Origin of the sequence: Paenibacillus glycanilyticus (assembly GCF_023715145.1) — a bacterium.
Lineage (GTDB): Bacteria > Bacillota > Bacilli > Paenibacillales > Paenibacillaceae > Pristimantibacillus > Pristimantibacillus glycanilyticus_A.
In genome coordinates this window covers 166267-188982 of record NZ_JAMBNP010000003.1, presented here as the reverse complement: position 1 = coordinate 188982, position 22716 = coordinate 166267, and the positions used below count along the sequence as shown (strand labels likewise).

19 protein-coding genes and 1 pseudogene are annotated in these 22716 nt (G+C 50.8%); 11 read left to right on the top strand and 9 right to left on the bottom strand.

Annotation, left to right across the window (positions count from 1 at the left end; all coding sequences use genetic code 11):
• Window positions 1-13 precede the first annotated feature (13 nt).
• Both M3194_RS10480 and M3194_RS10475 read right to left on the bottom strand, forming a co-directional pair.
• The gene (locus tag M3194_RS10480) at window positions 14-796 is read right to left on the bottom strand and encodes an ABC transporter ATP-binding protein (protein WP_251653383.1); all 783 of its coding nucleotides are present in this window, start codon (window positions 794-796) and stop codon (window positions 14-16) included.
• A gap of 4 nt (window positions 797-800) precedes the next feature.
• Window positions 801-1607 (bottom strand): creatininase family protein, encoded by an 807-nt coding sequence (locus M3194_RS10475; protein WP_251653382.1) that lies wholly within the window; start codon window positions 1605-1607, stop codon window positions 801-803.
• A 256-nt stretch (window positions 1608-1863) separates the two neighbouring features.
• On the opposite strand from M3194_RS10475, the gene M3194_RS10470 reads away from it, so the two are divergent.
• Window positions 1864-2643, top strand: coding sequence for a DeoR/GlpR family DNA-binding transcription regulator (locus M3194_RS10470; protein ID WP_251653381.1), 780 nt, complete (start codon window positions 1864-1866; stop codon window positions 2641-2643).
• Window positions 2644-2748: 105 nt separating this feature from the next.
• Here the strand turns inward: M3194_RS10470 and M3194_RS10465 are convergent, their stop codons facing one another.
• From M3194_RS10465 to M3194_RS10455, 3 genes are all read right to left on the bottom strand, one after another.
• A complete protein-coding gene (locus tag M3194_RS10465; RefSeq protein WP_251653380.1) occupies window positions 2749-3198 on the bottom strand; it encodes a helix-turn-helix domain-containing protein in 450 nt (149 codons plus the stop codon).
• 190 nt (window positions 3199-3388) lie between these two features.
• The gene (locus M3194_RS10460) at window positions 3389-4048 is read right to left on the bottom strand and encodes a hypothetical protein (RefSeq protein ID WP_251653379.1); all 660 of its coding nucleotides are present in this window, start codon (window positions 4046-4048) and stop codon (window positions 3389-3391) included.
• 21 nt (window positions 4049-4069) lie between these two features.
• Window positions 4070-4882, bottom strand: coding sequence for an AAC(3) family N-acetyltransferase (locus tag M3194_RS10455; RefSeq protein ID WP_251653378.1), 813 nt, complete (start codon window positions 4880-4882; stop codon window positions 4070-4072).
• Window positions 4883-5208: 326 nt separating this feature from the next.
• On the opposite strand from M3194_RS10455, the pseudogene M3194_RS10450 reads away from it, so the two are divergent.
• Window positions 5209-5704 (top strand): annotated as a pseudogene (locus M3194_RS10450) (NUDIX domain-containing protein).
• 291 nt (window positions 5705-5995) lie between these two features.
• Entirely contained in the window at window positions 5996-7273 is a 1278-nt protein-coding gene (gene serS / locus M3194_RS10445) for a serine--tRNA ligase (protein WP_251653377.1), read from the top strand.
• A gap of 68 nt (window positions 7274-7341) precedes the next feature.
• Here serS and M3194_RS10440 read toward each other — a convergent pair whose 3' ends face one another.
• Genes M3194_RS10440 through M3194_RS10430 form a run of 3 tightly spaced genes read right to left on the bottom strand, consistent with a single transcriptional unit; the run spans window position 7342 to window position 12611 of the window.
• Entirely contained in the window at window positions 7342-9114 is a 1773-nt protein-coding gene (locus tag M3194_RS10440; protein ID WP_251653376.1) for a response regulator, read from the bottom strand.
• Complete coding sequence (locus tag M3194_RS10435; RefSeq protein WP_251653375.1) at window positions 9086-9928, bottom strand: CheR family methyltransferase; 843 nt, start codon at window positions 9926-9928, stop codon at window positions 9086-9088. Before M3194_RS10435 ends, M3194_RS10440 begins: the two co-directional genes overlap by 29 nt.
• A 13-nt stretch (window positions 9929-9941) precedes the next feature.
• The gene (locus M3194_RS10430; RefSeq protein WP_251653374.1) at window positions 9942-12611 is read right to left on the bottom strand and encodes an ATP-binding protein; all 2670 of its coding nucleotides are present in this window, start codon (window positions 12609-12611) and stop codon (window positions 9942-9944) included.
• Between the two features lie 238 nt (window positions 12612-12849).
• Between M3194_RS10430 and M3194_RS10425 the strand changes: the two genes are divergently transcribed.
• Both M3194_RS10425 and M3194_RS10420 read left to right on the top strand, forming a co-directional pair.
• Window positions 12850-14322, top strand: a complete 1473-nt coding sequence (locus M3194_RS10425; protein ID WP_251653373.1) for a circularly permuted type 2 ATP-grasp protein — start codon at window positions 12850-12852, stop codon at window positions 14320-14322.
• A 30-nt stretch (window positions 14323-14352) separates the two neighbouring features.
• Entirely contained in the window at window positions 14353-15315 is a 963-nt protein-coding gene (locus tag M3194_RS10420) for an alpha-E domain-containing protein (RefSeq protein ID WP_251653372.1), read from the top strand.
• Window positions 15316-15379: 64 nt separating this feature from the next.
• Here M3194_RS10420 and M3194_RS10415 read toward each other — a convergent pair whose 3' ends face one another.
• Window positions 15380-16699: an alpha-L-fucosidase gene (locus M3194_RS10415; RefSeq protein WP_251653371.1), complete on the bottom strand. Its 1320-nt coding sequence runs from the start codon at window positions 16697-16699 to the stop codon at window positions 15380-15382.
• 120 nt (window positions 16700-16819) lie between these two features.
• Here M3194_RS10415 and M3194_RS10410 point away from each other — a divergent pair, with 120 nt between their 5' ends.
• The 6 genes from M3194_RS10410 to M3194_RS10385 all read left to right on the top strand — a co-directional run bounded on the left by M3194_RS10410 (window position 16820) and on the right by M3194_RS10385 (window position 22681).
• A complete protein-coding gene (locus M3194_RS10410) occupies window positions 16820-17665 on the top strand; it encodes an AraC family transcriptional regulator (protein WP_251653370.1) in 846 nt (281 codons plus the stop codon).
• 72 nt (window positions 17666-17737) lie between these two features.
• Window positions 17738-18439, top strand: coding sequence for a response regulator transcription factor (locus M3194_RS10405; RefSeq protein WP_251653369.1), 702 nt, complete (start codon window positions 17738-17740; stop codon window positions 18437-18439).
• 4 nt (window positions 18440-18443) lie between these two features.
• The gene (locus M3194_RS10400) at window positions 18444-19367 is read left to right on the top strand and encodes a sensor histidine kinase (protein WP_251653368.1); all 924 of its coding nucleotides are present in this window, start codon (window positions 18444-18446) and stop codon (window positions 19365-19367) included.
• Between the two features lie 117 nt (window positions 19368-19484).
• Window positions 19485-20402 (top strand): ABC transporter ATP-binding protein, encoded by a 918-nt coding sequence (locus M3194_RS10395; RefSeq protein WP_251653367.1) that lies wholly within the window; start codon window positions 19485-19487, stop codon window positions 20400-20402.
• A 1-nt stretch (window position 20403) separates the two neighbouring features.
• On the top strand, window positions 20404-21168 hold the full coding sequence (locus M3194_RS10390) for an ABC transporter permease (protein WP_251654199.1): 765 nt from the start codon (window positions 20404-20406) through the stop codon (window positions 21166-21168).
• A gap of 13 nt (window positions 21169-21181) precedes the next feature.
• The gene (locus tag M3194_RS10385) at window positions 21182-22681 is read left to right on the top strand and encodes an alpha/beta hydrolase family protein (RefSeq protein WP_251653366.1); all 1500 of its coding nucleotides are present in this window, start codon (window positions 21182-21184) and stop codon (window positions 22679-22681) included.
• Window positions 22682-22716 lie beyond the last annotated feature (35 nt).

Genomic DNA, 22716 nt, shown 5'->3' with positions numbered 1-22716 from the left:
TTTCTCCTCCTCTCTAATGCTTAAGGGCTTCCGACACGGAACGGACAATTTGCCCGAATTCCGGGGTCGTACGGAATGACTCGTCGCGCGGGAAAGGCACCGGCACATGAATGAGATCGGAAACCTTGCCCGGACGCGGCGTCATGACGGCGATACGGGTCGACAGAAATACGGCTTCGAATACGTTATGGGTGACGAACAGCACCGTCATCTCCGGATCCTGCCGCCATAATTCAAGAAGCTCGATCTGAAGCGTCTGGCGCGTAATCTCGTCAAGCGCGCCAAACGGTTCATCCATGAGCAGCAGCTTAGGTCTTGCAACCAGAGCGCGGGCAATGGATGCACGCATCTTCATTCCCCCGGACAGCTCTCGCGGCATGGAGCGCATGTAATCCTTCAGGCCAACCATCTCGAGCACGCGTTCCGCTTCCCGCTGGCGCTCCTTGCGCGGCACCCCGCGAAGCGCCAGCGGCAGCGTCACATTGTCGATGACCGAGTTCCACGGCAGCAGCGTATGATCCTGAAAGACAAATGCCGTATCGGATTGCTTGCGGGCTTCGCTCGCCGCACCTCCCATAACCTCCAAAGTGCCGCTGCTTGGATTAGACAAGCCGGTAATCATCTTGAATATCGTTGATTTCCCGCAGCCGGAAGGACCAACAAAACAAAGAAATTCTCCTTCGTGGATGGTAAGGTCAACCTCCTTGACCGCTACGGTTCCGTTCGGATAAACCTTGGACAACCGCTCCATCCTTACCCATTCCTTGGCTCCCGTCATCGTTGTCACGGTGATCATCCCCCTATCCGTTTTTCAGTGAGTCCATATGAAACGCCGCAATATGCACAAGAGCTTCCGCCAGGAGCGGCCCCGCCGTCTTCAGCATCGCGTCCCCTCTGTCCGCCGTTGCTTTGGTCGCATCTCCCGCTACTCCGCTGCTTGAAATATCGTTCATTACCCATGCAAACGAACGCGACCGGAAAGAGAAGGAACGGGAATCCGGGAACCTTGGCATCTCCCGAGGCGCAAGCTCCGCGTTTACCCAGCCCGGACACATCGCCATCACAAGGGAGGTCTCCACGTCTCCGGCATGAATGCCGCAGGCCTTTTCCGCTTCATCCGTGAAGGAATCGCTGTAGCCAACCGAACCCGGATCAAGCCGGTACACCTCAAGCCCCGTTGCTATCCGGATTTCCCTCGCCATCATGCCAAGCAGATCCGCGTTGCCCCCATGCGTGTTGAATAGCAGCAGCTTGCGGAAACCGCTTCTCGCAAGGGAAGACGAAATATCCTCCAGCACCGCCATCAGCGTTGTGGCCGATAGCGTAATGGTACCCGGATGGCCGGCATGCTCGGTGCTCTTGCCATAGTTCACGGAGGGCAGCAGCCAGACCGGCGCGTCCTCCGGCAAATGCTCAAAAGCCGCTGCCAGCATCGCTTCGCCAATAAGCGTATCCGTGAAGACGGGCATATGGGGACCATGCTGCTCCACCGCGCCTACCGGCAGCACGAGCAATACCTCCTCCTTGCTCATGGCCGCAATCTCCTTGGTCGTTAACCGCGGCAAGAACCGGCGGTCATAAGCTTCCCCCTGATAACGAAAGAACATCAGACGCTCACCTCTTCAAATAGAATATGATGTTAATTTAACTGACACATATTTAACTAAAAACAAGGAAGTTTGCGAGGGACTAGAAAATTTTCTGAATATTAAGTAAACTAAAGTCACACCTAAGTAACACAAAACAACCTCTTATTTACCTTATATCACACAAATGAAAGGTTGTATACAGAATTTTCACATAATTGAACAAATACATAACATGTAATGGAATGTAAAAGTGAGCTATTGGGAGAGGATAAATATGCTAATCGGAACACGCCGCCACGAAATTATGATGCTGCTCGATTCAAAACCACAGTTAACGATCCTCGAGCTTGCCGAGCAGTTTAACGTCTCCAAGATGACGATCCGCCGCGATCTTGATCTCCTACAGTCGGAGGGCAAGATTCAACGTTTCCACGGCGGAGCCGTGAAAGTAAAACGGTTCATGGGCGCCAAATACGAGCAGCGCGCAAACGAGCATAAAACGGAGAAGACGGCGATTGCCAGGGAAGCCGTCAAGCATATTCAGGACGGAATGAGCATTATTCTGGATGCCGGCACGACCGTGGCCTCTATGGTGGATGAATTGGAGCGGTTCAAGGGGCTCAAGATCATTACCCGCGATCTGCACACCGCCCTCATGCTGTCTAACGAAGAGCGGTTTGGCAGCTTTGATGTGTATTGCTCAGGCGGAAGAATCAGTAAGTGGGCCTATAGTCTGGACGGGATTTACGCGGAGAAAATGCTGAAAGCCATGACCGTTGACGCCGCATTCCTTACTTGCGAGGCAGTCTCATTGACCAAAGGGGCCATGGCTTGGTCGCCAAATCTCGTAGGGGTTCGGCAGACCACGATGGAAGCTGCGGGGAAAACCATTCTGCTGGCCGATTCCACCAAGTTCAGCTATAACTCGCTTGCCATTTTTGCGGGGATTGATGAATTCGACGAGATTATTACGGACAGCCGGCTTGATGCTTATGAGGTCTTATCCTACCGCAAAGCCGGCATGCCGTTAACGGTAGTGACGGGGGCCATGTAACAATAAGGAGCCTCGGGCAGACAGGCTCTGCGGAGGCTCCTTGACCAAGCTTTATGCTTTTTCTTGTTCAATCGGTATCATAATGGTAAACTCCGGATCACTGGTTTATTCTTTTTTATATTTCTCCTTCACAATGCCGGAGCCAATCCCCGCGCCAACCATGAGAACAAGAGGACCAAAATTCCAGACCCATGAATCGCCGAGGGAAAGATCCATGCCTGCCAATTTGTTCAGTCCAAGCACGGCAAGCTTAATAATAAGCAAAGTTACACCGAGCAGGAAAAGCAAGTCAAATAACACCTTTAGTCCCGGATAAGCCAGCTGCTTGCTGTCGTCGATCACCTTCTTTGTCAACTCCTCATCGCTCCTTAACAGTTCATCAATGGTAACTTCGAACAGATCGCTAATTTTAATAATAATTTCGATACTCGGATAGTTCTGATTGTTTTCCCACTTCGATACGGACTGCCGGCTTACGAACAGCTTCTCCGCCAGCTCATCCTGCGACCAGCCACGCTGCTGCCTCATGCTCTTGAGCTTCTCTCCAAACACCATATCGGCTATCACCTTTCCGCGAGCAATTTCATATCCACATCATGCTGAATTCTATGTACGAAGTAAAGCGAGCTTTCGTTGCGAAGCCCCGCAACCGCAGGTTGCGCCAGTAAATCCGCGGGTTTCCGCCTGTTATGGCAGCAAAAAAAGCCGTCCCGAAATACGGGACAGCCCTCTTTGCCGCGATGCTCTAATCAGCCATTTCGCCTATGTAATAAGCATAAATCCCCTCAATTGGCTTGAAATACAGATGCCCGTCTTCCCACGGTTGAAAATGCAGATCCATTCTGGAGTCGTTCCAGTTCTCCGGCGTCCCCTTTGTGCGAAGACGTCCCGGCACCACGGGCTCTTCCGTTACATTCGGGAACTCCTGATAACCAAACAGAAGATTCTCGTGAATCCCGATTATTTCATATTTGGGTCCGAAGAAAGCCCGCTCCTCCTGAAGCTGATAATGATAATACACATAGCTGCCGATCATCTCCGGCTTCAGATGCGCAACCCGCCCCACTCTTTTCTCTACCGGAAGCTTACGGAGCCAATGCTCCGTATCGGCAGGCTCGTTGAAGTGAAATACGTCCATCATCCGAATCCACTTGCGCGGCTCCGTCTGTCCCGGCCAATCCTTCAGATACGGCTCCGCCGCACCGGCAACTTCCTCGGGAGCGAGCCTGCCGTCCATGCATTCATAATAGAGAAAAGCCTGTTGATTCCAGTAGAACGCCGCCGCCGTCATCAATCGGCCTTGCTTTACCAGACCGATTACATACTCGTCTTGCTGCAATGCGGCAATTCCATCCTCTTGCCGTCCATCCTTCCATGCCGCTCTATACATGAACCGCTCGATCATATTGCCCGCTCCGTTTTCCCTTTAGGATAAGTTCCGATGCCTGCCCAGCCACTTGCTTGCCGCATCCACCGCCTCCTTCATGGGAAGCAGCATGCAATCAGCCTGGCCTATTTTGCCCCGCCGGACCCGAATCTGTCCTTCGATCTGCGCTCCAATCCGGTCAAAGTCACCCGAGTCATACGCATAATCCGTGAACCACTGCCAGGAACGCTCTCCATTCATCAGCATGGCGGTGCCCATCTTTTTGGTCGGCATGTCGTCCAATCTCGTCTCGGCAAGGTGCAAGCTTGTACAGGAATCAAAGCCAACCCCGAGGAGCAGGATCTTTGCACCAGCCGCATACAGCTTGCCAAGCGGCGACGCTTCCCCGAACTGAGGAGTTAACGGATGACCGGTTATCATGTATTCCGCATATTTGCCGTTCGCGCAGAAGGATACCTGCGGATGCTCCGACCGCAGCGTCCCCGGATAAGTCCGGAACAGCTCGGCAATGCGCCCCATTCCCCGCGTTGGCGTTACTGCCGGATCAAACGCCGGCATTTCGTTATAGATGATATCGATCCATTCCTGCGGCACCGGAGGATTCCCCCATTCGGCAGGATCACTCCAATCTCCGCTTTGCGCCGGCATCACAAGCGTCCCTTCGGCTCCGACGGATTGGAGCAGCGCCTGCACCACGGCTTGCGCACCGCCGCACACCCACCCGATGCTGGACAAGGAAGAATGAACGATCAGATAATCCCCCTCTTGTATGCCCAGCTGCCGCAGGTCATGCAGCATTCCGCTTGCCGTCACCGGCAGCCGCGTCTGCTTGATAATGTCTTGTTCACTCATTGATTGTCACTCCCCGAATAGTTTGTCTTTGTACAAGTTCACCTGCATAATCATATGTCCTATATTCCCCTTGCCTGCGTATAAACTCACAAGTATGCAGCATCCAATCCTGCCTCGCCGGGCTCGATTTTTCCGCCGACCAAATTACTTAATCCTTTGTATGGATCCTTGAGACGTTTGCACACATCAGGAGCATGCTCAAGTCCCGGCTGTAGACCACTAGAACGTTGTATCCTTGCATGGATGATGCGCACCCCTTCAAAATTGAACATTGTGGTAAAATAAAACTATTAATCATAATCTAGCAGAATAGGCGGCGGCATGTCATGTCCATTACCTATAAGATGTATACGATGTGTATGGTACAAGATAAGGATAAGGTACTTTTAATGAATAGGCCAGATAAAAAAGGGGTTCCCGGGCTATATTGCTCCCGGCGGCAAAGTTGATTTCCCCGAGAGTCTGGTGAATGGGGCGATTCGGGAAGTCCGGGAAGAGACAGGGTTGATCGTCAAGGATATCATCTATAAAGGACTGGAAGAATTCTGCGACCCTTACACGCAGCTCAGATACATGGTCTTCAACTACCTGGCGACTTCGTTTGAAGGGACTCTGCTCGAGAATCCGCCGGAAGGCGAGCTGCTCTGGGTGAACAAGGATGACGCCCTCAAGCTTCCCATGCAAAGCTGGTTTGCGCGCCGATTCCCGCTCTTCTTCCAGGAAGGAACGTTTGAACTGAGCTATGTGTGGGATGAGAAAATAAGAGAAACGCTGGATAAAACCGAGCGCTACTACTCGCTCGCCCCTGCCCAGCAGCGCTAAACCTAATATCCATAAAAACTAACACTTGTATAAAAAGAGCGGCATAAGCTATACTAGTAAAAATTCAAACGAAATTATGCCGATGAAGAGAATCCAACTCGGAGGCGTTCTCGTCAAGGGAGTATCCCCTAAGTTAACCGGACCCGCCCGTTACCGCGGAACTAAGTGGATTAAACAGTGGTCAGTACTGTTTAATCAATTTGGGTGGCACCGCGAGAATACAAGCGCTCTTCGTCCCAATCGGACGATTAGAGCGCTTTTTTGTATTCCATTATAGAGGAGCGAGTTGCCATGTTAGACATCAAGTGGATCAGGAACAACCAGGAACGTATTCAAACCGTAGCGGACCAGAAAGGGATGACGATCTCCGTCTCGCAGCTTGTGGAACGGGATGATCAAAGAAGGATGCTGCTGCAGCAAATCGAGGAGCTTCGCCAAGAGCGGAATCAGACGATTCAGGAGATCAATCTGTCGATCAACAGCGATGAGCATCAGCATCTTCAGCAGAAGAAGCAGCACATGAGGGAAATTAACCACCGTCTAGCCGCCTTGGAACAGGAGCACAAAGCCGTTCACGAGCAATACGCGAACCTGATGCTTTATGTCCCGAACATCGTATCGCCGGATACGCCGGTCGGCCTCTCGGATCAAGATAATGTTGAGCTTAGACAGGTCGGCGAGCCAACCGGCTTTACCTTTGAACCCAAGGATCACGTGAGACTTGGCGAGCTTCACCGTATGATCGACATCCCCCGCGGAGTCAAAACAGCCGGTAGCCGTCATTATTATTTAACCGGCGCAGGCGCCGCCTTGCATCGTGCCGTTCAGCAGCTTGCCCTGGATCTTCTTCTAGCCAGAGGCTTTACCCTGCTCGAGGTTCCGCTCATGGTACGGAGGGAAGCCTTGTACAATACCGGCTTCTTCCCGCTTGGTCAGGACCAGACTTATCAGATAGCCGGCGATGACAACTACCTGGTCGGTACGTCGGAGGTTCCCCTGATATCGTACTACGATAACGAAATCGTGGATGTCCGCGAGCCCATAAGACTGGCAGCCGCCTCGACCTGCTTCAGAAGTGAGGTCGGTTCGGCAGGCAAGGACGTCCACGGCTTGTATCGGGTACATCAATTCTCGAAGGTGGAGCAGGTTATCATTTGCGAGGGCAGCCCGGAGGCTTCGGAGCAGATGCTTCAGGAAATCACGCAAAACGCGGAGGACCTCTTGCGGCAGCTGGAGCTTCCCTATCGCGTCATGGCGGTGTGTACGGGAGATATGTCGCAAAAAACCTATAAACAATTCGACATCGAGACATGGATGCCAAGCCGGCAGGCTTACGGCGAAACCCATTCGTCGTCGAATCTTCTGGATTTCCAGGCACGCCGCTCGAATATCCGATACCGGGACGCCGAGGGGAAAACGCGGTTCTGCCATACGCTCAATAACACGGCCGTAGCTTCGCCGCGGATCCTTATTCCCCTGCTTGAGAATCACCAGGAGGAAGACGGTTCGATCCGCATTCCGGAAGCCTTGCGCAAATATATGAACGGATTGGAGCGCCTGCAGTCGTAAGGTGCTTACGCTCGAAACAGAACAGACCTCTCTGCCAAGCAGGAGGTCTGTTGTTTTACCACTATTCGCTACAAGTTAAAATGCACAAAAAACGTCGTGCCCTGCTCGCTTGTCTGCACCTTGATGACGGCGTCATGACGTGCGGCAATACCATAGCTGACGGATAGGCCAAGACCGGTTCCGCTCGCCTTGGTGCTGAAGAACGGAGTTCCCAGCTTCTCCAGGAATTCTTCCTTAATACCGCTCCCCTGATCTCTTACCTCCATTACCACCTGCTTACTGTCCGCATAAGTCCTGATTTTCAAATGGCCGCCGGAAGGCATGGCATCCAGTCCGTTCAGCACGAGATTAAGCACCAGCTGGCGAATCTCCTTCTCATCCAATTGCATCGGCGGGCATTCGCCCAGGTCAAGGGCAATATCATGATTACCGGTCAAAGCCTTCGACTGGATCAGCGGGAATAGCGTTTCAATGATGGTATTAATCCGCTTCAGTTTGCGGCTGGTTGGAGCCTGTGCGCCAACAGACAAGAACTCGGTCACGATATTATGTACCCGGTCCAGCTCTTCAATCATGATGTCCGTATATTCCTTCGACGGATTGTTCCTCGACAGCTGAAGGAACCCCCGTACCGTTGTCATCGGATTACGGATTTCATGAACGATGCCGGCTGCCATCTCCCCGGTAATATTAAGCCGGTCGAGACGGGTAATTTCTTTCTCCAGAAACACGCGCTCTGAAATATCCGTCACTACGCTAAGCAGACATTCCTCTCCGTGAACCCGCATCACTTCATTGGAGAGAAGTCCGTCCTTCAGATCTCCGGTCTTGGTCATATATCGAATCCGAACATTACGGGCAGGCAGCCAAGGATTATGGCGCTCATTCCCCTTGCCTTCCGTTTCCACAATATATTGCAGCAGATCCGACGTCTGATTGATTCCCCCTTGCCCTTCATAGCCCATCGCTTGCAGCAAGCTTTCATTGACATTGATATAACGCTTATCCTTCATAGATCTCAGAGCAATGAGGCAAGGTGTTGCGTCAAAAATTTTGCGGAACCTCTCCTCCTCCATCATCTTGCGGTCGGTCACATCTCGAATCGAGCAAACGTAAAGCTGCTGCTGGGCAATGCTTGCTCTTCCAATCTGAACATCTACGGGGAACGGGATGGTGTCTTTGCGCATAGCCGTTGTTTCGATAAGCTTTGCACCCGGACTCTTCCCGGCATGAAGAAAGGAAGATAGAGCCGGTACAATATCGTCAACGGGACGGCCGGCCAGCCTGTCCGGAGAATAGCCAAACATCCTTGCTGCCGTGGGATTGAGGGTTTGCATAATACCCGCTTCATCAACGGTTACGATAGTATCATTAGAGGTCTCGCCAATGACCTTTAATAATTCATTCTGCAGCTTGATCTGCTCCTGATATTGATACAGCTGAACGAATGCTTCGATTTTCATTTTTAACGTTTCGGCATGGAACGGCTTGAAAATATAGTCGATGGCGCCTACCGAGTAGCCATGCTTTACATGCTCTGCCGCCTGACTAATCGCCGTAATAAAGATAATCGGAACATGCTTCAAGCGATCTCTCATCTTGATAAGGCTTGCTGTTTCAAACCCGTTCATGCCCGGCATCTGCACATCAAGCAAAATAACGGCAAAATCGGTTGTCAGCACATGACGCAGCGCCTCCTCGCCGGAATGGGCGGAGTACAGCCGGTAATTCGGCGAAGCCAGAATCGCTTCAAGGGCAATCAAATTTTCCGGACGGTCATCGACCATCAGAATATTCACTTTGGATACCGCGCTATTTAACTTTTCGGTAAATCTTCTCATTTGGTTCCATCTCCTTGTAACAGTCTGTAAAGCTGGTAAATGTCATGCTCTCCTTTTGCCCCAGACCAAGAAAGCCGGAAGGGGACAAGCTCTGATAGAACAATTCATGAACGCGGTTCTGCAAATAGGAATTAAAGTAAATCATGACGTTGCGGCAGATGATCACGTGAAACTCATTAAAGGACTCATCCACCGCCAGATTATGCTGGGCGAACGTAATTTTCTCTCCCAGAAAAGGACGGAATTCCGCGCGGTCGCTCATGACCGACACATATTCTTTAATTGACTTTTTCCCGCCTGACTGCATGTAATTACGGGCATAAGGGACCAAACGGTCGAGAGGAAAGGATTCCAGCTTGGCTTCTTCAATTACCGCTTCATTCATATCGGTCGCATAAATTCTTGTCTTCTCCAGCATCCCTTCTTCATGCAGCAGGATGGCCATGGAGTAAGCCTCTTCGCCCGTGGAACAGCCGGCATGCCAAATGCGGATGCGGGGATAATCCTTCATCTGGGGCACAACTTTGTCCCTGAAAGCCTTGAAGAAGCTGGGGTCGCGGAACAGCTCCGTGACATTGATCGAGAAATCATCAGCAAGCCGTTTGAACGCCTGCCGGTCATGCAGGACCTTCTCCTGCAGACCGGAAATCGTCTTAAGGCGTTCCGCCCGAATCCGGTTCCACACTCTGCGGCGTATTGTTGGCAGTACATAGTTTCTGAAATCTACGCCGTAATACCGGTACAACGCCTCCAGCAGCAGCTCAATCTCCAGTTGCTCCCGTTCGTCCATCGATTCCTTTTCATTCATGCACATGCTGACTTACCACCTATCTGCTCAGCCAAGAATGGATGCGCGCGAACAACTGCTCCAGCTTGACAGGCTTGCTCATATAATCGGATGCACCTGCTTCGATGCATTTAACTTTATCGTCTTTCATTGCTTTGGCCGTCAAAGCAATGATCGGCAAAGCGCTAAATCCGGGCATTTGCCGCAGGGTTCGCATGGTCTCATAGCCGTCCATTTCAGGCAGCATAATATCCATCAGGATAAGATCGACATCGGGATGTTCCTTCAGCACTTTCAAGCACGAAAGTCCATTCTCGGCAAAAAGCACATTTACTTTTTTACTCTCAAGTGCAATGGTTGTCGCATAAATATTTCGCATATCGTCGTCGACGATTAATATTTTTTTGTTTGTCCAGACCACATCATCCAGATCCGCGTCATCAGCCGGCAGGTCTCCCAGAACCTGAACCTCGGGTTCTGTCGCAGCTGCAGCGGATTGCTGCAGCACAACGGAAGGACTGCCCTCTTCATAGTCCTCTTCACAAGGAAGAACAAGAGTGAACACGCTTCCTTTGCCTGGCACGCTGGCTACGTTAATCGTTCCGCCCAGCAGATGCGCCATGTTAATACTAATCGATAGGCCTAGTCCCGTACCGCCATACTTCCGGTTTGTCGTTCCGTCAGCCTGTTGGAAGGCTTGGAAGATCAGGTCCTGCTTCTCCTTTGGAATGCCAATACCGGTATCTATAATAGAGAAGGCGATCCCCCCCTCCATCTGCGATTCTTTCTGCGCACGGTGAATATGCAGCTTCACTTCGCCGCGTTCGGTGAATTTGAAGGCGTTGGACAGCAGATTCTTGATAATTTGCAATAATCGCTGTTCATCTGTAAAGAGCGCCTGCGGCAGATCAGAATCCACAATCGTTGTAAACCGGAGACCACTCTGACGCGCAACCGGAAGGAATTGCTGCTCGGCATAATCGCTAATTTCATGCAGACAGACTTTGCCGTGTACAAGATCGATTTTGCCCGCTTCCACCTTTGCCAGATCGAGAATATCGTTAATCAGCTGCAGCAAATCATTACCTGACTGATGGATCGTATGGGCATACTTCACTTGATGATTGTTCAGGTTCCCTTCGGTATTGCTTGCCAGAATGTTCGACAGGATCAACAGACTGTTCAGCGGTGTTCGAAGCTCATGCGACATATTGGCCAGAAATTCGGATTTGTACTGGGAGCTTAGCGACAGCTGCCTTGCCTTCTCCTCCAGCTGGGTCTTCGTCTTCTCCAGCTCTCTTGTCTTCTGCTCGGAGTTCTTGTGCTGCTCTTCCAGCTTCTCGTTAATGCCTCTCAACTCTTCTGACTGGGTTTGCAGCTCCTCCGTCAATACCTGTGACTCCGCCAGCAGCTGCTCGACCTGCATGCGACCCGCAAGACTACTTAATACGCTTCCGAGGTGAGTAGATACTTGTTGCAGCAGCGATTGCTGAATCGGGGTAAAGGTCCCAAACGACGCCAACTCCATCACGGCAACAACCTGACCTTCGAAATGGATCGGCATGATGAGCAGACTGGCAGGCGAGGCTTTCCCTAACCCGGATGAAATCTGAATATAGTTGTCCGGTACATTGGTCAGCAGAATGGTGCGGCTCTCGAGCGCCGCTTGTCCGACTAGTCCTTCCCCATTCTTAAAGGAATCTACTCCGATCGCCGACTGCTGATACGCATACGACGCCAGCTTATTCAGCTGATGACGCCGGCCCGTGCCGTCTTTCAAATAAAATACGCCATAGCTGGCATCCACTAGCGGAGTGATGGCCGTAATGAACAGCTGAGCCAAAGCCTCAAGATTATTGACGCCCTGGAATCTGGTCGCCATGTCGGCAACATTAGTCTCAAGCCAGCGCTGCTCCTGCTCCAGAATGGAATACTTGTTCAGCGTAATGGCCATTTCATTAAATGACCGGGCAATGTCTCCGATCTCGTCTTGGGATCGAACTTCAATATGCGGAATGTTCGAAGCTGTCTTGGAATTATGGATAAAGCCGGTAATGACGCTTGTTATTTTGAAGAGATTGCTCGTGATGCGGTGTGATAACAGGAGTCCAATAAGAAGGGTCAGAAGAAAAGTAATAACGGTAAGGATAGCGGTCAAGGTGTTAACGAAGTTGACCATCGAAGAGTTTTCTATCCGGTCCTCTTCCAGCAGCTGCTGCTGGTATTCCACAAACTTCCGGGAGAGTGGACCTAACTGTTCGCCTAATGGGAGTACGGTTGTTTTGAAATCAGCTAATGCGTCCGCCTGATTATGATCCTTCTCGAGGTTTGCCAGCAATTGCTCGGAGCTTCTAATAAAGGAGGTATCGGTATTGGCCAACTCCTGAAAAGATTCCTTCGCCTCCGGCCGGATAATTAGGTCTTCCACTTCGCCGACAAGTACGGACATTGCGGTATTCGACGTTCGCAGCTCCTCCATAAATCCAGGATCCTGCGTCAGCAAATAACCTCTTAAGCTGTTCGTTTGCTGTACGGCCAAATATTGAATCTCCGTCGCCTTATTTAGCACAGCTACCCGCTGGTCTATTAGATCATTGAAGGAATGATTCAATTTGTCGTTGTAGACGTACGCGGTAATGTTCACCGCAGCCACAAAGAAAGCAACGGATAAGAAGCTGATAAGCAGCTTGCTTCGGATCGTAAACCTCATGCATGCACCTCACCTTTTATTTCCTATATCTTACTATCCTTACAAACAAGTGAATATAGCAAAAAATAGAAGTAAACATGCAAAATCGAATTGTCACAAAATAGACACATTTGAGCAAGCGGTTTCGACATACAATCATGGAACCTCTGATCTATACTTGCTCTGTTATCCAAATGTTAGTTAAATTCACACTCTAATAGATGGAACAAGGAATAAGAACAATGGAGGGATATCCGTCATGGCCATGCTAATGATGAAGGATAACATGAACCAGCTCTTCGCTGATTATGAGCATCCGGCTTTTTACGATGAAATGTTCGAGGGACGCGGAAAAGGCAGAGTTCACTATGGGGCAATGCTGCAACGGTTGACCAAAATGGGACTGGAAGACTTAAAGACACGCGACGCTATGATGCAGGCGGAAATGGTTACACAAGGTGTTACCTTTACCTTATATAGCAATAATCCCGAGGAATCCTCCCGGGAAAGGACGATTCCTTTCGATTTGCTGCCAAGAATGATCACTTCCGAGGAGTGGGCTCATCTGAGCCAGGGTTTGAAGCAGCGAGCCAAAGCGTTGAATCGTTTTATATGGGATATCTATCATGAGCAGAACATACTGAAAGACGGACTGATCCCGGGAGACATGGTTCTGAACAATCCTTACTATGTGCCGGAGATGGCAGGAGTGGATGTTCCAAACGGCATTTATATACCATTATCCGGCATTGATATTATCCGCGGCCAATCGGGCGAGTATTATGTGCTCGAAGATAATCTGAGAACTCCTTCAGGTCTGTCTTATGTGTATAAGAACCGTGATTTAATGACGAGCTTATTCCCGGAATTATGCTTCGATTATCGGATCCGCAGTTTGGATCAAGGCATGAACGCCCTTCTCAGCAGCCTTCGCAGCTTGGCTCCTCATTCCAATCCCGACCCTCATGTTGTCCTGCTGACGCCGGGCATTTACAACTCCGCCTATTATGATCATTGCTTCCTGGCGCAAGAAATGGGCATAGAGCTGGTCGAAGGAAACGACCTCGTCGTGAAGGACCGGACCGTGTACTTAAAGAGCCGTCAAGGACTGCGGCGGGTGGATGTCATCTACCGGCGTATTGACGATGAGTTTCTCGATCCGAAGGTTTTCCGCAAAGATTCCTTACTTGGTGTGCCGGGACTAATGGACGCGTACCTTGCCGGCCATGTCGCTCTTGCTAATGCTCCTGGAACAGGAGTTGCGGACGACAAAGCGGTATATGCCTTTGTGCCAGATATGATCCGCTACTATTTGAAGGAAGAGCCGATTCTAAGCAACGTTCCGACCTATATTCTGACGAGACCGCATGAAAGAGAATATGTCCTGTCGCGCCTCTCCGATATGGTTGTCAAAGAACGCTCCTTGTCGGGCGGGTACGGCATGCTGATTGGCCCTTCGGCTACGGAAGAAGAAATCAAAGCTTTTGCTGAAAAAATCGTCCGGCATCCGGAGCGTTATATCGCCCAGCCGACGATGAAGCTATCCTGCTGCCCTTCGCTGACAGCCGGCCGTGTCGCTCCGAGGCATATTGATTTGCGCGCCTTTACCTTTATGGGCTCCGACACCTATGTTGTGCCTGGCGGGCTGACCCGCGTCGCTCTGCAGGAAGGCTCCCTTGTCGTCAATTCCTCGCAGGGCGGCGGAACGAAAGATACATGGGTGCTTGCGTAATAACACCATCTACTTACGAGGTGATCTGAGATGATAAACCGCTATGCGGAATTACTGCTCCTGATCGGGCGCTGCGTGGAACGGGCAGATCATTATGCCCGCATCATCAATATCAATTACAGTATGCGCCATGAATTAATGGAAGATGAACAGGGTTATGCCTGGCAACGGCTTAAAGCAGCTGTAGACTATAACAATGAACCTCATCTTCCCGCTAATGAATGGACTGTCCTGCATGATCTGACCTTTGACCGGACAAATCCGGAAAGCATATTTTCCAGCATTCAGCAGGTTCGAAATCATATCCGCACTCTCCGCCCTATGCTTCCTGGCGAGCTCTGGGATATTATGAACACCCTCTACTTATGGCTGAAGGATCAGGATGTCAGCAAGCTGATGCTGCAATCTCCTTATCTGTTCTACAAGCGCATCAGCGAATCGCTGGCTCTGTTTAACGGCGCTGCAGATGCCACGATGGTCCGCGGGCAGAATTGGAATTTCATTCAAACCGGCAAATTCGTGGAGCGATTGAACGGTACGGTACGCCTCATTCACGCCACCTATCGGAATATGCAGCAGGATGTAAAGCTGCTGGATGATGAGCTCCGCTATAACCGGTTTCTTATTCTGCTCAAGTCCTGCGGCGGCTACGAAGCCTTCCGCAAATATCATGCCCATCATGTACGGCTGACCGAGGTGACCGAGTTTCTGCTTCTGAATGCGGAGTTCCCGCGTTCGGTCCGATTCGGAATCAACTCGCTCGCCAGCTATATCGAGACGAATCCTCTTCTGCATCATTCGATTAAGACCATATCCATCCAGACCAGTGATGTGCTGTCGAGCATCCGGGCGGGTAAGCAGCGCTTCGGCGAAAATATAACAGAAGAAGTGCTTCTTCTATTGCAGCAATTGCAGCAGACCGCAAATGATTTAGGCTTATTATTTGCCGAGATCTGCTTTCGGGAGGAAACGCCGATTACGGTGGAAGTCTGAAAGGACAGCCAATAATGCTGTAGAATAAATGCCCCGCGTTCCTGTAACGCGGGGCATTTAACCTTTATTCTTCGATTAGCGTAAGCTCAACAACGGTATCCCGCCCATCCGGGAGCGGATAAGTAGAATGCTCCGGTCTTGCGAAGTTGAAGTAGGCATCCTTCTGGTACAGCTGGGCATTCCATGGTCGTGTTACAAATACCTCGGATCCGTCCGACAGCAGCCTTGCTTGCTTTATTCGCCCCGCCAGACCAACCAGGCTGACCGGCCCAATGCTTTCTTCGAACAAATGGGCATACAGCTTGTTGCCCTTGCGCGTATAGCGGCCCCACTCCGGCTTAGGCAGCTCTGCTTCACCGCAGCCGTAGATGCTGTCGCCGTTTCTGCTTATCCATTGCCCGACTTCCTCCAGGATCTCCAGCGACTCCCTCGGAATCTCGCCTTTCGCGTCCGGCCCCACATTAAGGAGCAGATTGCCGTTCTTGCTGACGCATTCAACCAGCTTGCGAATGACGGTCTTCGCCGACTTGTAAGTAAGATCGGCCGCGCTATAGCCCCAATTATTATTCAGGGTGATGCACGCTTCCCACGGAATGGAATTGCCCTCTTCATCGGTAACTCCGCTTGGCGGAATAATCTGCTCCGGAGAAGCAAAATCCCCCGAATATAAGCTCGGATTGCCGGTATAGATGGATCCGCCTTCCTCGCCGCTGGCCTCTAGGCGATTGTCCACGATAATTTGCGGCTGAATGGAGCGGATCATCTCCATCAGCTCCGTTGCCCGCCATGCTTCGCCTTTCAGATCGCCATAGGAGAAATCGAACCACATAATATCCAGCTTGCCGTAGCCGGTAAGCAGCTCGCGGACCTGGCCATGCATATAGTCGAGGTAATTTACGAACCGCTCCGGGTCACGTTTGTAAGCCTCATTATCCCTCATCGGATGAATGCTGTCGCCATAGGCCGGATAATCCGGATGATGCCAGTCAAGCAGCGAATAATAGAGCCCAACCTTCAAGCCTTCTTCGCGGAAAGCGTCCAGAAACTCTCTCACCAGATCTCTTCCGCATGGCGTATTGGTGGACTTGTATTCGGTCAGCTTGCTGTCAAACAGGCAGAAGCCGTCATGATGCTTCGCGGTAAGCACCGCATATTTCATCCCCGCCGCTTTGGCCGCCTTCGCCCATTGCTTCGGTTCATATCGTTCCGGGTTAAATTGATCGAAATAAACCTGATAATCCTCTACGCTTATCCGCTCCGCGTTTCTTACCCATTCCCCGCGTGCGGGTATAGCGTAAAGCCCCCAGTGAATAAACATGCCAAACCGGTCTTGCAGGAACCACTTGGTCCGCTCCGTACGCTGCTCAATATAAGATTGACTCATTGGAAAGGATCGCCTCCAAAGCTAAGGTATACCCTTAGTCTAGCGGTCATTTGTGATATGATATAGGCAGCAAATTAGCTTGTATGGGGATTTGATTAACCTAATTCGAGGTGTCGCCACATGCCGTTCAACCGTAATCACGAGTTCCTGAACGAGATGATTCAGCATCTGCAGGTTCATCTGGAGGAAGCCTTTTATACCGAATGCACGCCGCAGTGGCGCGAGCTGGATTATGTCCCTTCTTATAATAAATTTTATCTGATCTGCGAAGGCGAAGGCTGGCTTAAGATCGACGGAGAGGAATACCGCCCCGTCCCCGGACAGCTTGTCCATATGCCCGCTCATGTCCTGCAATCTTACTCCGCCGTAAGCAATAGCCCTTATACGAAATATTGGTGCCATTTCACAGCGACGATGGGCGAGATGGATCTGTTCCAGTGGCTCGAGGTCCCGCATATTCTCGACGTAACGCCTGCCCATATGGACACCTTGATAAGTCTGTTCCGGGAGCTGGGAGTGCTGTATCAGGACCGCTCTTACCTGGCGAGGATCCGCGAAAAATCCATTCTGCTCGAAATCATCGCCTTGTTCCTCTCCCAATCAGATACTCATCTTAGATTCGTTCCGGGCCGGCTTGGCGAGATTGAACGTTTAAAGCGGATCGAGGCGTTTATCGAAGCCAATCTGGCCGAAGCCTTGACCCTTGAACAGCTGGCCAAGCATGTCCATCTTCATCCGAACTATCTCGTCCGTTATTTTAACAAGCATTTCGCCGTTTCTCCGCTCAAATATTTGAACCGCAGGCGCATGCAGAAGGCAAAGTCGCTGCTTGGCACAACCGATCTGGCGATTAAGGAAATTGCAGAGCTCGTCGGCTTTCCGGACACGAACCATTTCGGCAAGGCCTTCCGCAAGGAAGCAAGCTGCTCCCCTACGGAATACCGCCTTCGCGCGGGGCGGAGCTGACTTGAATCGCGGGCAGGCACTAAGGTATATTCGTTTTTGAACGGAAGATAACCTCATGATAGGGGAATACATATGGTCTCTACCCGCATTCTAATTATTGAAGACGATCAGGAAATCAACCAGCTGGTTGCCCGGTACCTAAAGAAAGAAGATTACGAAGTTCAGTCTGCCTATAACGGCAAAGAAGCTCTCGCCCTCATAGCCAAGGAAGAGTATCAGCTTATTATTCTCGATCTCATGCTGCCGATTGTAGACGGCCAAGAGGTTTTGCGGAAGATCCGCGAGACCAGAACCACGCCGGTTATTGTCTTATCGGCCAAAGACAGAGAGATGGACAAGATCAGCCTGCTGGAGCTTGGAGCCGATGACTACATAACGAAGCCCTTTACGATTGGCGAGCTTGTCGCAAGGGTGAAAGCCCAGCTTCGCCGTTATATCGGTTTTCAACCCGATCATGCAGCGGCGGCACCTAAAATTCTTAAGCATGGCGATTTGGAGCTGGATACCGGATCCTGCGAGCTGACGGTGCGGGGACAGAAAAAACCGATTACCGCCAAGGAATATGCCATACTAAAGCTGTTCCTCTCCAGTCCTACCCGGGTATTTGCCAAATCCCATATCTTTCAAGCCGTGTGGCAGGAAGAAAGCATGGCCGACGACAACACCGTCATGGTGCATATTAACCGGATTCGGACGAAAATCGAGAAGGATCCTTCGAGCCCGCAGTATATCCAGACGGTCTGGGGCTTCGGCTACAAGCTGGGCGAGGGGTAACCGAATGGCCTACCCTATCGTTATTGCTGTACTGCTGCTGTTTGGCCTTGTTATCTTCTACCGCTATATACAACTGCAGAAGGAAATCCGGAAGCTCGTTCGGACCACATCCGACATCCGAACCGGCAATCTCAATATGCGCTATCGTCTCCATACGGCCAATAAGCCTCTGAACGAATTAGGGGAAGAGTTAAACCGGCTGGTCGATTATGTTCAAAAGTCCTTTGAGCGGACAACCTTTCTGGAGGACGAACGCAAACGGATGATCGCCAATATTTCGCATGATCTGCGTACTCCGCTCACCTCGTTGCTTGGCTACATGGAAGCCCTTCAGCAGGATGCGACCTTGTCCGCCGAGGAGAAAGAAGCTTTTCTCCGCATAGCCGTGAGCAAAGGCGATGATCTGCTGACTCTTCTACAGGATTTCTTCGAGTTGGCCCGCCTGGAGACCGATGATGCCGCACCTGATCTGCACCCGGTTAACCTGTCTGAACTGATACCCGAGGTGCTGGTTGATTTCTACCCCGCTCTAATGAAAACCAATGTAACGCCTGTGATTGATCTCCCGGAAGATCCGCTCCTTGTCAGAGGAGATTCGGCATTTCTAAGACGCGTCCTCAACAATCTTCTGTCCAATAGCCTGCGCTACGGCGCCGACGGCGGCGAGATTGGGATCACCGCAAGAGAACATACCGGCAAGGTCTGGGTAGAGGTTTGGGATCGGGGCAAAGGAATTGCCCGACAGGATTTACCCCATATTTTCGAACGGCTTTATACCGGAGAGGCTTCCAGAAATGCCTCGCTTCGAGGCACCGGACTAGGACTGACCATCGCGAAAAATCTGGTCGAAAGGATGGGCGGTCATATAACGGCAGCCAGTACTCCGAATGAGAAAACCGTATTTTCCTTCAACCTTATGAAAAGTTAAACCGGCGGCCGGTTTGGCTTTTTCTTTTTATTATTCGATTTAAGGTTTTTGTAAGGTATTTATTAATAGCCTGTGAAATCTCTGCTGTACACTAAGGTTCGAAAGGAGTTGATCAACGTGGACTATGTTCTGCGAACCAATCACTTAACGAAACGTTATGGCGGGAAAACAGTCGTCAATAACCTCCATATGAATATCCGGCAAGGCGATATTTACGGCTTTCTCGGCCAAAACGGCGCCGGCAAAACAACAACCCTGCGGATGATTATGGGCTTGATCCAGCCTACCGCGGGAGAGATCGAGTTGTTTGGCGAGAGCTTGTTCGGCAGGAGAGCGAGAGCTATGGAGCGGATTGGAGCTATTATCGAGTACCCCGGATTTTATCTGAACCTAAGCGCCGCGGACAATTTGGAAATCCATCGCCGCCTTATGGGAATGGGCAATAAAGAATATATCGAGGAGGTCCTCTCGATCGTTGGCCTGCTGGATGCCCGGAATCAGAAGGTGAAGCATTACTCGCTTGGCATGAAGCAGAGACTCGGCATTGCCCGTGCCCTGCTCCATCATCCCGAGCTGCTTGTCCTCGACGAGCCGACGAATGGCCTCGATCCGGCGGGCATTAAGGAAATTCGGCAGCTGTTTCTCGATTTGGCCAGACAACGCGGCATTACCTTTATCATCTCCAGCCATCTGCTGAGCGAAGTCGAACAGCTGGCCACCCGGGTTGGAATCATTCATCACGGCACTCTGATGGAGGAGATTAACTATGATGACTTGCAGCGGAAGACCCGGCATTATCTTGAGATCAAGGTGGACGATGACAAGAAGGCCGCCTATCTGCTGGAGCAAAAGCTTGGCTTATCCGATTACCGGATAGCAGGGCCGGGTATCCTGCATCTTTACGGCTCTCTTGATCAATCTGCGAGCGTCAATCTCGCACTGACAAGTCATGGAGTTGGCGTAAAAGAGATCCGGCTGTCAGGAGATAGCCTGGATTATTTTCTAAAAGTAACGGGGGGTGTTCCTCTTGGTTAACGTGATCTATACAGAGCTGCTAAAGCTTAAATCCACCAAAATCCCTTGGCTTGTGCTGCTTGGTGCCATCCCTGCCAATCTGGTTGCGCTGTTTGCCTTCCTGCCGAAAATAGCGCCCGATGGAACACCCGCCGGAATAGACATTCAAGACATGTTTTATCGGCAAGGCATGGTGCTTGTTATGATCGCACCCTCCATATTCGCTTTGTTCACGGCCTATATCATCTCCAGGGAATATCAAGAGCGTACCATTAACCAGCTATTCTCTTATCCGGTATCACGCGCAAGAATATTGTCAGCCAAGCTCGCTGTCGTGTTCATCCTTATTGTCATGACCACGGTCTTGTCCTGTATAGCCGTGCTTGCCGCGAGCCTTGTGAAGCTGCTGCAGGGCAGCATTAACTTCGATATCATCTGGCTTGGCCTGAAGATGAATGTATGGGTATGTCTCCTTTCATTTGGCACGGTTCCAGTTGCAGCAGCCGTCACCCTTATCGCCAAAAATGTCATTCCCGCTGCCGTTCTTGGCGTATTCGCAACCATAGTCACGGTTATTGGCGAGATTGGCCATGGCCAGGGCGGCATTCTATTCCCTTGGCTTACGCCATATTGGCCGGTCCGACATCTCGCCCAGGATATTGCGGATCTCGCCGACCCAAATCCTTATGCGGTTCCCGCGCTTATTATTTTGTCCGCAACCTTTGTCCTCTCGATGGCCTTCAGCCTCATCTATTACGTAAGATCTGATGTCCATAGCGGATCATGAGGCGGAACATAACATGAGAATATTAGAAATGGCATTAATATTAGTCAACGTCATGTCGCTGCTTCTGTGCTTTAGCAAGCTGCCCAGAAAAGTTTGGATTAGTACCGCATCCGTTAATCTGGCTGTTCTTCTCCTTCACGGTCTTGTTGAAGGTTTTCGGTACCAAATGTTTCTCGCCTATGCTTTCGTGCTGCTGCTGATCATCTATACCGTATTCAAGACCACAACCAGGTTGCCCAAAGTGCTGAAGGGGCTTGTGATGTGCCTATCCGCAGGAAGTCTTGCCTTAACCTCTTTCCTCTCTTATGCCCTTCCCGTATTCACCCTTCCAAAGCTTACCGGTGACTACAAGATAGGCGTAGAGGAGCTGCGCTTGGTGGATAACAACCGTGATGATCCGTTCCTTGACAAGTCACCTCAACCACGCGAGCTTATGATTAAGCTTTATTACCCGGCAGAGAAAAATAATTCAAAGCCAAATGAGCCCTATTTGCAGCCGGAACTCATAACCTTATTTGCTTTATTCTTTCATGTACCTGAATTTGCGCTTGAATATCTGCGCCTTGTAAAAACAGCTGCGAAGGCCGATCTTCCGATTTCCAGCCGGCTGTCGCAATATCCTGTCGTACTGTTCTCCCATGGAGCAGGTACATCCATGGCCGTTCATACTTCGCAATACGAGGATTTGGCCAGTCACGGGTATATCGTTGCCGCTATTGATCACACGTACGTATCCGCGGGCACCGTATTTCCGGACCACGCCGTTTCAGCCATGGAGGCGACAACGGACTTCCATATCGCCGAGCCCGCAGAGATCATTACTCAAATTATGGCCGATGACGCTTCCTTCGTTATGGACAAGCTTAGCGAGCTGAACGAAGGCAAGGAAATGCAGGACGTAGACTTTAAAGGGAAATTGGATCTCGACCATATTGGCGTTATGGGGCATTCAGTCGGGGGAGCCGCCGCGTATAATCTGGCTATGCATGACAGCCGCGTGAAGGCTGCCGTTAATTTGGATGGAGCGGTATATGTCACGCCGGAGAACGATAAGGCTATGGCGCCATTCCTTATGCTCGCCAATGACAAGAACCACATTCAGCAGATCAAAGACCGCAAACCGCTGATTCAAGATCTGAATGAAGTAGCGGCCGAAGAACAAGAGCAGCTGATTTCGGAGTCGGTCTATGGCACGAGGGAAGCTTATGAGGCGGCCTATAATAAGGCGAGGCAAAATATAACCGGACTTACAGACATGCTGGAAGCATCCGGCAGCCTCTATACGATAAAAGGCAGCGATCATATGAAATTTACGGATTTCGGCCTGCTTATCGGCTCTAATTGGCTCCGCAACAAGATTGGTATAGGCGGTAAGACAGATCCGGCAAGATGCCTTATCATTACCGAAGCTTTAACGCGGGCATTCTTCGATCAACATTTGAAAGGCGCGACATCAGATCCATCAAACGCCTTGCTTCAAGAGTATCCGGAGCTGGAGAAAGTAACGCTCTAATCCGCCCAAGGTCTGAGGCAGCTTCCTTCCAATGG